Origin of the sequence: Pseudomonas sp. FSL W5-0299, assembly GCF_005930655.1 — a bacterium.
In the GTDB taxonomy this organism is placed as follows: domain Bacteria; phylum Pseudomonadota; class Gammaproteobacteria; order Pseudomonadales; family Pseudomonadaceae; genus Aquipseudomonas; species Aquipseudomonas mandelii.
In genome coordinates this window covers 110,428-123,085 of record NZ_RXHX01000006.1, presented here as the reverse complement: position 1 = coordinate 123,085, position 12,658 = coordinate 110,428, and the positions used below count along the sequence as shown (strand labels likewise).

The following is a 12,658-nucleotide window of genomic DNA, read 5'->3' as shown; positions in this document are numbered from 1 at the left end:
GCTGATGAACCAGATTACCGCTTCCACCTGTTGCTACTGTGGGGTCGGCTGCGGCGTGCTGATCGAGCATGACGGCGAGCGCATTCTCGGCGTCAGCGGCGATCCGAGCCACCCGGCGAACTTCGGCAAGCTGTGCAGCAAGGGTTCGACCTTGCACCTGACGGGCGACTTGACTGCGCGAGCGTTGTACCCCGAACTGCGCCTGGGCAAAGGCCTGGCCCGCAGCCGCACCGACTGGGACACCGCCCTCGACCACGCGGCCAATGTCTTTGCCCGATCCATCGCCGAACACGGCCCGGACAGCGTGGCGTTCTACATTTCCGGGCAGTTGCTGACCGAGGACTATTACGCTTTCAACAAACTGGCGCGAGCGCTGGTGGGCACCAACAACATCGACAGCAATTCGCGGCTTTGCATGTCATCCGCAGTGGTCGGCTATAAGCGCAGCCTCGGGGCCGATGCGCCGCCATGCAGCTACGAAGACCTGGAACTGAGCGACTGCGTGATGATCGTCGGCAGCAACATGGCCTACGCCCACCCGGTACTGTTTCGTCGCCTGGAAGAAGCCCGGTCCCGCCGCCCGCAGATGAAAGTCATCGTCATTGACCCCCGTCGTACCGACACCTGCGATTTGGCCGACCTGCACCTGGCGATTCTTCCCGGGACCGATGTCGCCTTGTTCCATGGGATTTTGCACCTGCTGCTGTGCGAAGACTGGGTCGACCGCGATTTCATCCAGGCTCATACCGAAGGTTTGGCCGAACTGACCAATCTTGTACGCGATTACACGCCGTCAATGGTGTCGCAGCTGTGTGGGATCGAGGTCGAGCAATTACAGGAATGCGCCAGATGGGTCGGCACCTCCACGAGTTTTCTGTCGCTGTGGTGCATGGGATTGAACCAGTCCACCGCCGGTAGCGCCAAAAACAGCGCACTGATCAATCTGCACCTGGCCACCGGGCAAATCGGCCTTCCCGGCGCAGGACCGTTCTCCCTGACCGGTCAGCCAAATGCCATGGGTGGACGGGAAACCGGCAGCCTGTCGAACCTGCTGCCGGGCCATCGCGAAGCGGCCAATGCCGAGCATCGCGCGGAAGTGGCGGCCTATTGGGGCGTTGATCAACTTCCGGAAAATGCCGGGCTTACCGCAATCGAGTTGTTTGAGCAGGTTCGCAGCGGAAAAATCAAAGCCCTGTGGATCGCCTGCACCAACCCGGCCCAATCGTTGCCGGACCAGACCGCCGTGCGCGCTGCCCTGGAGGCCTGCCCGTTCGTGGTGTTGCAGGAAGCCTTTCGCACCACCGAAACCGCCGCGTTCGCCGACCTGCTGTTGCCTGCCGCCAGTTGGGGCGAAAAGGACGGTACGGTGACCAACTCCGAACGGCGCATTTCCCACGTTCGCCGGGCCATCGTCGCACCGGGTGAAGCGCGTTCCGACTGGGCGATCACGGTGGATTTCGCACAACGCCTGGAAAAACAGCTGCGCCCCGGGCAAAACAGCCTGTTTGCCTTTGAAACGCCGGCGCAGGTCTTCGACGAATACAAACACCTGACCCGCGGGCGTGATCTGGACTTGTCCGGCATCAGTCATGAGCTGATCGACCGCCTCGGCCCACAACAATGGCCCTTCCCCACTGGCGCCAGCGAAGGCACTGCACGCCTGTATCTCGACGGTATTTTCCCGACCGCCAGCGGACGTGCTCAGTTTGTGGCCGATCCGTATCGCGCGGCCAGGGAACAACGCGACGCACACTTCCCGCTGACGCTGATCACCGGTCGCTTGCGCGATCAATGGCACGGCATGAGCCGCACCGGCACCGCCGCGCAGCTGTTCGGGCATGTCAGCGAGGCCGTGTTGAGCCTGCATCCGGATGAAATGCGTCGGCATCGTCTGCAACCCGGCGATCTGATCAGCCTGAAAAGTCGGCGCGGCGCGGTGATCGTGCCGGTCGCCAGCGACGACAGCGTGCGGCCTGGCCAGGCCTTTCTGCCCATGCATTTTGGTGACCGTTTCCTCAAGGGCGGCGTGAACACCCTCACCCTGCCCGCTTTTGATCCGCTGTCAAAACAACCGGAACTCAAACACAGCGGCGTGCGACTTGAGCCGGTGCAGTTGCCGTGGCAGCTGTTCGCCCTGGTCGAAGGCAATGTTCAACAACATTTTGAGACGCTACGACCGCTCTGCGAGGCGTTTTCCTACGCCAGCCTCAGCCTGGTCGGCCGTGAACGCCCTGCGCTGCTGATACGCGCTGCCAGCGCCACCGCGCCTGATCCGCAACTGCTGCGTGACATCGATCAGTGCCTGGCGCTCAACGACGGTCCCGTACTGGCCTACGACGACCCACGACGCTCCATCGGCAAACGCGTGCGGATCGAGAACGGTCGGATCACCGCGATTCGCCTGGCCGGCGAAACACTCGCCCAACACTGGCTGCAAAACCTCTGGCTTGAGGGACGCGTCGACGAACAACTGCGCCGTTGGCTGCTGGCACCACTGAGCGCGCAGCCGGGTAACGCGGGCACGGCGGCAGCGGGCACCAAAACCCTTTGCAACTGCAAGAACGTCAGTCAACGCGCGGTCTGCGCCGGCATCAGCCGTGGCCTGGACTTGCAGGGCCTGAAACAAGAATTGGGCTGCGGCACGCAATGCGGCTCCTGTGTACCTGAAATCAAGCGTCTGCTGGCTGCCGCTGCGCAGCCGATCGCCGTTATCGCGTGAGGAAAATACGATGAGCGCAAAAGTCTGGCTGGTGGGTGCAGGTCCCGGCGACCCTGAATTGCTGACCCTCAAAGCTGTTCGGGCATTGAGAGAAGCAGATGTGGTGCTGATCGACGATCTGGTCAATGACGCGGTGCTGGAGCATTGCCCCGGCGCGCGGATCATTCCTGTGGGCAAACGCGGCGGCTGTCGTTCCACGCCTCAAGCCTTCATTCATCGCCTGATGCTGCGTTATGCCCGCCACGGCAAATGCGTGGTACGGCTCAAGGGCGGCGATCCGTGCATCTTCGGTCGCGGCGGTGAAGAGGCACAGTGGTTGCGCGAGCACGGCGTTGAAGTCGAACTGGTCAACGGCATCACTGCCGGGCTGGCGGGTGCGACGCAATGCGATATTCCGCTGACCCTCAGAGGCGTTGCCCGTGGCGTGACGCTGGTCACCGCCCACACTCAGGACGGCAGCAGCCTGAACTGGCAGGCCCTGGCCCAGGGCGGCACGACGCTGGTGATTTATATGGGCGTGGCGAAGCTGAGCGAGATCCGCGAGCAGCTGCTGGCCGGGGGGATGGCGGCGGATATGCCGGTGGCGATGATTGAAAACGCGTCCCTGCCGCACCAACGGGAATGTCGGAGCAATTTGACGGCCATGGAACAGGATGCCTCAGCATTCGAATTGAAAAGCCCGGCGATCCTGGTCATTGGCGCGGTAGCAGCCCGCTCTGCGCTTTACTGTGGGAACGAGTCTGCTCGCGAAGCGGACTTGTCCGTCGACATCAATGCTGGATATCAACGCGCCTGACGGCTCGCCCCTCACCAAATCGCAGACAAAGAAAAGCCCGGCCTAAGCCGGGCTTTTCTCAGAGCTGCGGGCTAATTACTTAGCTTGAGCTTCAACCTGCGCTTCTACGCGACGGTTTACAGCGCGGCCAGCTTCAGTTTTGTTGTCAGCAACTGGGCGGGATTCGCCGTAGCCAACAGACTGAACGCGGGTCGATTCAACACCGTACTGGTTGGTCAGAACTTGCTTAACGGCGTTTGCACGACGCTCGGACAGTTTCTGGTTGTAAGCGTCAGGACCGACGGAGTCAGTGTGACCTTCAACAGTAGTGGTGGTGGATGGGTACTGTTTCATGAAATCAGCGAGGTTTTTGATGTCGCCGTAGCTGTTAGGCTTGACTACCGACTTGTCGAAGTCGAATTTCACGTCCAGTTCAACACGAACAACTTCAGCAACTGCTGGGCAGCCATCAGCGTCAACAGTTACGTTGGCTGGGGTGTCCGGGCACTTGTCAACGTTGTCGCAAACGCCATCGTTGTCGCTGTCGGAGCAGACTTCAGCTGGTGCTGGAACTGGAGCAGCAGCAGGCTTGGAGCCGCCACCGAAGTTCACACCGATACCGACGCTTGGAGCCCACTCGGTGTCGCCTTGGTCGATGTTGTACTGAGCTTCAACGCCAGCACGGGCATAGAAGTTGTCAGTGAAGTACAGCTTGGCACCGCCGCCAACGTTGGCGAAGGTCGAACGGTTGCGGCCGTTGCTGCCATTCTGGTCGATGCTCTGGTCCGAGAAACCGGCAGAGACGTAAGGACGCAGCATGTCACCTGGGTTGTTGAAGTGGTACAGAGCGTCCAGAGCGGTGTTAGCGCCCTTGATGTTACGACCGTCGTCGGAACGAACGTTGTGCACTTCGTCGTAGCCCAGACGCAGTTCAACGTCGTCGGTCAAGAAGTAACCGATCGAGCCGCCGAACAGGTTGCCGTTGTTCTTGAAGTTACGAGCGCTGTCGAATTGTTCTTTCTTAGCGAAGCCTTCGATTTCAACTGCGCCTTGGCCTTGTGCCAGAGCGCCGAACGAAGTGGCGGCAATCAAAGAACCAATGGCCAAGCCCAAGGTGTTTTTCAGTTTCATCCGTTAAATCCCCATCTGGTGATTGTGAAGCAGTCCCGCAAACCGGGGGACAACTCGGCGGCAAGTCTATCAGAACTTGCCTACACGTAAGAGATATTTGCGCCGAACTAAGTTTCAGCAATGCCTGCAAATTTCTCACGCAATTTGTCTAGAGCGCGTTTGTACCGCATTTTTGTTGCACTCAAACCCATGTGCATGATGTCTGCGATCTCCTGAAACTCCAGCTCTGCGACAAATCGTAGCACCAGAATTTCACGGTCAATCGGGTTCACATACACCAGCCAGCGATCAAGTCCACCCTTATCCTCGGGTTTCGGCGTCTTTTCTTCAGACGCTTCCTCGAGGGGGTCCAGACTCAAAGCGTCCATCAAGCGACGCTTTCGCCGTTCCTTCCGATACTGTGTGATGCATTCGTTGTACGTGATGCTGTAGAGCCACGTTTTGAACTTCGATTTTCCCTCGAAGTTCTTCAGGCCATACAACACCTTCAACATCACTTCCTGACAGACATCGTCCGCGTCGCGATCGTTCCCCAGATATCGTGCACAGACGTTAAATAATGTTCGTTGGTAACGCCGCATCAGTTCTTCATAGGCGCGTGTTACGTGAAACAGCTCGGTATGCGAGCGCGCGACCAACTCCTCATCAGAGAGCTCGCGGGGGTCGTAGCGCGTGGAGAGCGATTGAGCTTTATTCAAAACAAGTCGGGCCGACAGTCAGGTCAATGTCCGCCGCAGCCCTTACAGGGCACTTTGCGGCGGCATACATTAGCAGGGTTTGCCGGGTTAGCGGCTACTCACATGCTGCTCCAGGAGGATCCGATTGGAGAGAGAGACTAGCTCACCCTCATCGGTCAGCAATGTGGTTTTAACCGTGCCGATCTCTTCGATCTGACCTTCGACCTCGCCAACACGCACTTGTTGCCCAACCTGATACAACTCACGCACATAGATTCCCGCAAGAATCTGACCGGCAATTTCCCGGCTTCCCAATCCCATGGCCAGCGCAACTGCCAGACCAACGGTAATCAAAACGATCACAATCACGTGGTTGAGCAGGTCAGTCTTGACCTCCAACTGGCTGATCGCGACCGAAATACTGATGATAATTACCAGCCCCTGGGCAATTCGCCCAAGTCCCGCAGCGTAATCCAGCCCTACGCCCTCTGCGGCACCACGCACCAGCCCATTGGCCAGTTGCGCCAGCAACACACCCACCAGCAGCACCAGCGCGGCGCCAAATACTTTCGGCAAATACAGCGCAAGCATGTCAAGCGTAGCCGAAACTCGCTCAAGTCCAAGGGACTCTGCGGCAGAAACCAGAAAAATCAGCAGAACGAACCAATAGACAATCTTTCCGATCAGGGTCGAGATCGGCACTTGCAAGCCGGCCCGGGACAGCAATTTGGTCAGACCGGTGCCGCCCATCAGGCGATCAAGGCCCAGCTTGGCGAGCAACTTCGACAGCAAAGTATCCAAAAGTTTCGCAACGACGAAACCCAACAGCAGCACAACCAGCGCGCCGAACAGGTTCGGGATGAAATTGGCCACCTTGGTCCATAACGCAGTCATTGCAGTGACGAGGCTCTGTGTCCAGAGATCAAGTTCCATATTCAATCAGCCTTATCAGCGGTGCGAGCGGTAGGTTTACGGTGGCGGGATACCGGCGAGACGTGGGCCGAGCCGTTATTGAGGGCAATCATCAGCGCGGGCAACCAGCGGCCCAGCAGGCTGAACAGATCGCCAGCGCCGACCTGGCGGTTGGCGGTTTTCAGGACACGCCCAAGGCACGCATCGTCGTCACGGGTGGACGGCGAGGCGTTCAGCATGTCGCGCAAAGACTGTTCAAACGGATCGTGCATACGCACCTCTCGTGATGTCTGTGAAAGACGCGGTCAAATTTGCCCGGGTCACATGGCTCATCGTCACACCCAGCGCAAACGTCTAAATAACCACCACTGTCCGAGCGCTACCGAAACCATCATCAGGCACGCGATCAGGAACCCATAAGGGCTGGCGGAGAATGGAATTCCACCGACGTTGATGCCCAGAAGACCGGTCAGAAAACTCATCGGCAAAAAGATCCCGGTGATGATCCCGAAGCGGTACATCGTGCGATTCATGCGCACGCTCAAACGTCGGTCTTCAGCCTCGAGGACCAGCCCCACCCGCTCCCGGGTCAATTCCAGCTCCTCAAGATATCGGGTCAGGCTGTTGTTCAATTCGTTCCAGTAATCGCCATCGTCTTCGACGAACCAGGGCAGTTTTATCCGCGTCAGCTGTCCGAAAATTTCCCGCTGCGGAGCAAGGAAACGTTTCAGTGCAGCAGCCCGTCGACGGATCTGCAAAATGGCGCCGTGCTCGGGTGTATACCGTTCGTCGGCATCCAGTTTTTCTTCTTCCTCATCGACCACTTCCGAGAGGCAACTGACCAGATCCTGCACCTTATGGGTGAGGTACTGAGCCATATAAAGGATGAGTTCGGAGGCGGTTCTCGGCCCTTTGCCTTCGGCAAGAGTGACCAGCAACTCATCAGTGGCGCGCAATGGACGCAGGCGAAGGGAAATCACACGCTGGGCTGAGGCGAAGATACGCACCGAGACCATGTCTTCCGGTTCTGCGCCCGGGTTCAGGTTGACCCCGCGCAGAAACAGCAGGAGTTCGGAGTCCGGCAGCGGCAGAAGGCGCGGACGGGTGTTCTCTTCGAGCAGCAGGTCACAGCTGAATTCACTCAGACCGCTGGATTTGCGCAGCCAGGTCTGGGTTTGCGGGTGACTGCGATCCCAGTGCAGCCACAGGCTTTCATGGGCCTGTAGCTGCAAGTCATCGAGTTCAGTCCGGGCTATCGAACGCGCACCGCCTTTACCATCCAGCACCAGGGCATGCACCAGCCCCCACTGCGCGTTTTCTTCCTCGAACATCCTCACCCCTTTGTTGGTCTTGCGCTTTATTCAGGCATCTTCAGCGGGCTTGGCGAGATGATCACGCCGTTGTTGTCCGCGTAGATGTAATGGCCTGGATGGAAGGTCACGCCCGCAAAGGTCACCGCCACGTTGAGATCGCCGACACCACGCTTGTCGGTCTTCATGGGATGGCTCGCCAGTGCCTGAACCCCCAGGTCGGTTTGCGCAATGACGTCGACGTCACGGATGCAACCATAGATCACCAGCCCTTCCCAGCCGTTGTTCGCGGCTTTCTCGGCGATCATGTCGCCCAGCAGGGCACGACGCAGGGAACCGCCACCGTCGACCACCAGCACCTTGCCATTGCCCTTGAGCTCGGCTTGTTCCTTGACCAGCGAGTTGTCTTCGAAGCACTTGATGGTCACGATTTCGCCGCCGAAAGAATCACGGCCGCCGAAATTGCTGAACATCGGTTCCAGCACCTGCACCAGCTCCGGGTAGGCGTCGCACAGGTCAGGCGTGAGGTAATGGTTCATCGAGAAACTCCTGTAGAGAGGAAGACAATCGAGTGTGTCGCAAAGTGACCGGAACAGCTCAATGCGTCATATCTTAGCCTCAAGCCGGACAGAGCGAAATGCCCTTGTTAGAGCATCAGGCTCAGATTGCCGTGGCCAAATCCGGCTTTTCTCCCAGTAAAGGCGCTTGCTGATCGGCCAGCCAGCGCGCTACCAACGGCCAGACTTCGGTTTGGGCTGCTTTGCTGACGAGCATTTCCACGTGACCGAAATTATCGCCAAAGCCCTGCTCGCGGCCAAGGTTGATGAATTGTTTGTGTTCGGAACCCATTTGATCGAACAACTTGCGGCACGCCCATGCCGGATCCTGGTGATCGCCAGCGGCACTCACGGCCAGCACCGGTATTTGAACGTCGGCCAATCCCGCCCACCAGTCCTTCTCCGCATCGCCGAAGCGCCCGAACAGGCCATACCAGCGCATGCTTTCCAAGGCCAGGCCAATCGGCTCGTCCTCCGGGCCACGCTTGAGCCGCGAACCGGACAGTTGGGCGAAACGCTTGAGAATGAAGCGCCCGCTCCACTCCACCGGTGGAATTTTCAACGGCCAGTAGGTGCGACTGACCTGCGTGCCGAAGAACGCCGCCGACGCCACGACAGGCTCGCCAATGTATTCACCACCCAGTGCCGCCGCCAATGTGATGCCGCCCAGCGAGTGACCGATCCAGTGCGGGACCTGACCGCTCTGCTCGCGTACGAACGCGCCAATGGCCGGCAGATCGTAACGGGCGTAGTCGGCAACACGGTTCTTGCGGTAGTTCTGATTACGCTGGGACAGGCCGTGACCGCGCATTTCGGGAATCCAGACATCGAATCCCAGGCGCGTCAGGTAGGCGCCCAGCCCAAGTCCTTTCGGCGAGAACCAGAACCGGCGATTGGAAAAGCTGCCGTGCAACAAAATCACCGGCACGCCACGCACGGACGATTCATCAGCCATGCCAAGACGCGTCACAGCCAGTTCGACGGTGCCGTCAGGGCTGTTGCCAGGTTTCAAACGATAGACATCTTCGCTCAGATCGCCGCGACGCTCGGCGCTGATCAGGGCGACAGGAAATAGGTTGCTGCTGCTTTGCATAATGCTCTTGCACAAAAAAGGGCGGCTTCCAGAGGAGCCCGCCCTACTTGAATCTTAAAGCCCCAGCCACTAAAGCGGCCGGGGCTTCACTCACACCATCAAGCCGAAGCCTGACCTTCAGCCAGGAAGAACCAGGTTTCCAGCACGGAATCGGGGTTCAGCGAAACGCTTTCGATGCCCTGCTCCATCAGCCACTTGGCCAGATCAGGGTGGTCCGAAGGGCCCTGACCGCAAATACCGATGTACTTGCCAGCCTTGTTGCAGGCCTGAATCGCGTTGGCCAGCAGCTTCTTGACCGCCGGATTACGCTCGTCGAACAGGTGCGCGATGATCCCGGAGTCACGGTCCAGGCCCAGGGTCAGCTGGGTCAGGTCGTTGGAGCCGATGGAGAAGCCGTCGAAGAACTCGAGGAACTCTTCAGCGAGGATGGCGTTGGACGGCAGCTCGCACATCATGATGATGCGCAGACCATTTTCGCCACGCTTCAGACCGTTCTCCGCCAACAGATCGATAACCTGGCTGGCTTCGCCGAGGGTACGGACGAAGGGCACCATGATTTCGACGTTGGTCAGGCCCATCTCGTTGCGCACGCGCTTGAGGGCACGGCATTCGAGTTCGAAGCAGTCGCGGAACGATTCGCTTATGTAACGCGAGGCGCCACGGAAACCCAGCATCGGGTTTTCTTCTTCCGGCTCGTAGAGCTTGCCGCCGATCAGGTTGGCGTATTCGTTGGACTTGAAGTCCGACAGACGCACGATGACCTTTTTCGGCGTGAACGCAGCGGCCAGGGTGCTGATGCCTTCAACCAGTTTCTCGACATAGAAACCGACCGGATCGTCGTAACCGGCAATGCGCTTGTCGACGCTGTCCTTGATGTCCTGCGGCAGCCCGGCGTAGTTCAGCAGCGCCTTGGGGTGCACGCCGATCATGCGGTTGATGATGAATTCCAGACGGGCCAGACCCACACCGGCGTTCGGCAGTTGCGCGAAGTCGAATGCACGGTCCGGGTTACCGACGTTCATCATGATCTTGAACGGCAGATCAGGCATGGCATCGACGGAGTTTTTCTTGATGTCGAAGCCCAGTTCGCCTTCGAAAATGTAACCGGTGTCGCCTTCAGCGCAGGAAACAGTCACGCCCTGGCCGTCTTGCAACAGCTGGGTGGCGTTGCCGCAACCGACCACGGCCGGGATGCCCAGCTCGCGTGCGATGATCGCCGCGTGGCAAGTACGGCCGCCACGATTGGTGACGATGGCGCTGGCGCGCTTCATGACCGGTTCCCAGTCCGGGTCGGTCATGTCGGAGACCAGAACGTCGCCTGGCTGGACCTTGTCCATCTCGGACACGTCCTTGATGATGCGGACCTTGCCGGCGCCGATGCGCTGGCCGATGGCGCGACCTTCAACCAGCACGGTGCCTGTTTCTTTCAACAGGTAACGTTCCATGACGTTGGCCTGGGTGCGGCTCTTCACGGTTTCAGGACGGGCCTGAACGATGTAGAGCTTGCCGTCGTCGCCGTCTTTGGCCCATTCGATGTCCATCGGGCACTTGTAGTGCTTCTCGATGATCATCGCTTGCTTGGCCAGTTCGCTGACTTCAGCGTCGGTCAGGCAGAAACGGGCGCGATCGGCCTTGTCCACGTCGATGGTCTTGACCGACTTGCCGGCCGTGGCGACTTCGCCGTAGATCATCTTGATGGCCTTGCTGCCCAGGTTGCGACGCAGGATGGCCGGACGACCGGCGGCCAGCGTGCCTTTGTGGACATAGAACTCATCCGGGTTCACCGCGCCTTGTACGACGGTTTCACCCAGGCCGTAGGCGCCGGTGATGAACACCACGTCACGGAAGCCCGATTCGGTATCGAGGGTGAACATCACGCCGGCGGTGCCGGTTTCGGAGCGGACCATGCGCTGCACGCCAGCCGACAGGGCAACCAGTTTGTGGTCGAAGCCCTGGTGGACGCGGTAGGAAATCGCGCGGTCGTTGAACAGGGAGGCGAACACCTCTTTGGCGGCGCGAATAACGTTTTCGACACCACGGATGTTCAGGAAGGTTTCCTGCTGACCGGCGAAGGAAGCGTCCGGCAGGTCTTCGGCGGTAGCGGAAGAACGCACGGCCACGGCCATGTCAGGGTTGCCGGCCGACAGCGTGGCGAACGCAGTGCGGATCTCGGCGTTGAGTTTCTCGGGGAATTCGGCTTCCATGATCCATTGACGGATCTGGGCGCCAGTCTTGGCCAAGGCGTTGACATCGTCGACGTCCAGGGCGTCGAGGGCGGCGTGGATCTGATCGTTCAGGCCGCTCAGTTCCAGAAAATCACGATAAGCCTGAGCTGTCGTGGCGAAGCCACCGGGTACCGATACACCGGCACCTGCGAGGTTACTGATCATCTCGCCCAGGGATGCGTTCTTGCCCCCTACGTGCTCTACATCATGGACGCCGAGCTTATCGAGGGAAACTACGTACTCTACCAAGGTGATCTCTCCACTAACTGTGTTGGAAAAGCTCAGAAGCCGGGCGCTCGGGGGAGCGTTTGCCAGCTGTATGGCCTGGACCTGGAAAATAAGTGAGAATGCGGGCCACTGGCGGCCGGCAAATCGCGCCTATCATATCCAAGATTCGTCACTAGCTTAAGGCCCAAGGTGCAAATGAAACGATCTGCTTTCTTTATTTCCGACGGCACCGGCATCACAGCCGAAACCCTCGGCCAAAGCCTCCTGGCGCAGTTCGAAAACATTACCTTCAGCAAATTCACGCGTCCGTACATCGACAACGTGGATAAAGCGCGGGCCATGGTACAACAAATCAACAAAGCCGCCGAAACCGACGGTTTCCGGCCGATTATCTTTGACACCATCGTCAATCAGGACATCCGTGAGATCCTCGCCACGTCCAATGGTTTCATGATCGACATTTTCTCGACCTTCCTGGCGCCGCTTGAACAGGAACTGACCGAGCATTCTTCCTACACCGTCGGCAAATCCCACTCCATCGGCACCAACTCCAATTACATGGAGCGGATCGAGGCGGTGAACTTCGCCCTCGACAATGACGACGGCGCGCGCACGCATTATTACGACAAGGCCGACCTCATCCTAGTGGGCGTGTCGCGTTGTGGTAAGACACCGACGTGCCTGTACATGGCGATGCAATTTGGCATCCGCGCGGCCAACTACCCGCTGACCGAAGACGACATGGAACGCCTGCAACTGCCCACCGCCCTGCGCGCCCACCAGCACAAGCTGTTCGGCCTGACCATCGACCCGGATCGTCTCACCGCGATCCGCAACGAGCGCAAGCCCAACAGCCGCTATTCGAGCTACGCCCAGTGCGAGTTTGAAGTGCGCGAGGTGGAGAACCTGTTCCGCCGGGAGAACATTCCGAACATCAATTCCACGCATTTTTCGGTGGAAGAGATTTCGGCGAAAATCCTGGTGGAGAAAGGGGTGGAGCGGCGGTTCAAATAGTTCTGCGGCGCCCGTTA

General features: G+C 59.1%; 11 protein-coding genes. 3 read left to right on the top strand and 8 right to left on the bottom strand.

Annotation, left to right across the window (positions count from 1 at the left end):
• Position 1: 1 nt before the first annotated feature.
• Together FHL16_RS10585 and cobA are read left to right on the top strand one after the other, a co-directional pair.
• Positions 2-2,719, top strand: coding sequence for a nitrate reductase (locus FHL16_RS10585; protein ID WP_138739029.1), 2,718 nt, complete (start codon positions 2-4; stop codon positions 2,717-2,719).
• 10 nt (positions 2,720-2,729) lie between these two features.
• A complete protein-coding gene (gene cobA / locus FHL16_RS10580; protein WP_077748197.1) occupies positions 2,730-3,515 on the top strand; it encodes a uroporphyrinogen-III C-methyltransferase in 786 nt (261 codons plus the stop codon).
• 75 nt (positions 3,516-3,590) lie between these two features.
• Here the strand turns inward: cobA and FHL16_RS10575 are convergent, their stop codons facing one another.
• The 8 genes from FHL16_RS10575 to ppsA form a co-directional block, all read right to left on the bottom strand.
• A complete protein-coding gene (locus tag FHL16_RS10575; protein WP_010456516.1) occupies positions 3,591-4,625 on the bottom strand; it encodes an OmpA family protein in 1,035 nt (344 codons plus the stop codon).
• Positions 4,626-4,732: 107 nt separating this feature from the next.
• Positions 4,733-5,323, bottom strand: coding sequence for an RNA polymerase sigma factor SigX (gene sigX / locus FHL16_RS10570; RefSeq protein WP_010456518.1), 591 nt, complete (start codon positions 5,321-5,323; stop codon positions 4,733-4,735).
• An 87-nt stretch (positions 5,324-5,410) separates the two neighbouring features.
• Complete coding sequence (locus FHL16_RS10565) at positions 5,411-6,235, bottom strand: mechanosensitive ion channel family protein (RefSeq protein WP_008027407.1); 825 nt, start codon at positions 6,233-6,235, stop codon at positions 5,411-5,413.
• 2 nt (positions 6,236-6,237) lie between these two features.
• A complete protein-coding gene (locus tag FHL16_RS10560; protein ID WP_077748196.1) occupies positions 6,238-6,486 on the bottom strand; it encodes a CrfX protein in 249 nt (82 codons plus the stop codon).
• Between the two features lie 63 nt (positions 6,487-6,549).
• On the bottom strand, positions 6,550-7,545 hold the full coding sequence (locus tag FHL16_RS10555; RefSeq protein WP_010456526.1) for a zinc transporter ZntB: 996 nt from the start codon (positions 7,543-7,545) through the stop codon (positions 6,550-6,552).
• Positions 7,546-7,571: 26 nt separating this feature from the next.
• Positions 7,572-8,063, bottom strand: coding sequence for a ribonuclease E activity regulator RraA (rraA, locus tag FHL16_RS10550; protein WP_077748195.1), 492 nt, complete (start codon positions 8,061-8,063; stop codon positions 7,572-7,574).
• Between the two features lie 121 nt (positions 8,064-8,184).
• Positions 8,185-9,174 (bottom strand): alpha/beta fold hydrolase, encoded by a 990-nt coding sequence (locus tag FHL16_RS10545; RefSeq protein WP_077748194.1) that lies wholly within the window; start codon positions 9,172-9,174, stop codon positions 8,185-8,187.
• A 98-nt stretch (positions 9,175-9,272) separates the two neighbouring features.
• On the bottom strand, positions 9,273-11,648 hold the full coding sequence (ppsA, locus tag FHL16_RS10540) for a phosphoenolpyruvate synthase (protein ID WP_010456532.1): 2,376 nt from the start codon (positions 11,646-11,648) through the stop codon (positions 9,273-9,275).
• Between the two features lie 174 nt (positions 11,649-11,822).
• Here ppsA and ppsR point away from each other — a divergent pair, with 174 nt between their 5' ends.
• Positions 11,823-12,641 carry a posphoenolpyruvate synthetase regulatory kinase/phosphorylase PpsR gene (ppsR, locus tag FHL16_RS10535; protein ID WP_077748193.1) on the top strand — a complete coding sequence of 273 codons (819 nt, stop codon included), beginning with the start codon at positions 11,823-11,825 and terminating at the stop codon, positions 12,639-12,641.
• Positions 12,642-12,658: the final 17 nt, after the last annotated feature.

What these genes read in the sequence shown, in the direction of transcription:
- cobA (WP_077748197.1), top strand. Translation starts at nt 2,730, where the DNA reads ATGAGCGCAAAAGTCTGGCTGGTGGGTGCAGGTCCCGGCGACCCTGAA.
- FHL16_RS10575 (WP_010456516.1), bottom strand. Translation starts at nt 4,625, where the DNA reads ATGAAACTGAAAAACACCTTGGGCTTGGCCATTGGTTCTTTGATTGCC.
- FHL16_RS10565 (WP_008027407.1), bottom strand. Translation starts at nt 6,235, where the DNA reads ATGGAACTTGATCTCTGGACACAGAGCCTCGTCACTGCAATGACTGCG.
- FHL16_RS10560 (WP_077748196.1), bottom strand. Translation starts at nt 6,486, where the DNA reads ATGCACGATCCGTTTGAACAGTCTTTGCGCGACATGCTGAACGCCTCG.
- FHL16_RS10555 (WP_010456526.1), bottom strand. Translation starts at nt 7,545, where the DNA reads ATGTTCGAGGAAGAAAACGCGCAGTGGGGGCTGGTGCATGCCCTGGTG.
- rraA (WP_077748195.1), bottom strand. Translation starts at nt 8,063, where the DNA reads ATGAACCATTACCTCACGCCTGACCTGTGCGACGCCTACCCGGAGCTG.
- FHL16_RS10545 (WP_077748194.1), bottom strand. Translation starts at nt 9,174, where the DNA reads ATGCAAAGCAGCAGCAACCTATTTCCTGTCGCCCTGATCAGCGCCGAG.
- ppsR (WP_077748193.1), top strand. Translation starts at nt 11,823, where the DNA reads ATGAAACGATCTGCTTTCTTTATTTCCGACGGCACCGGCATCACAGCC.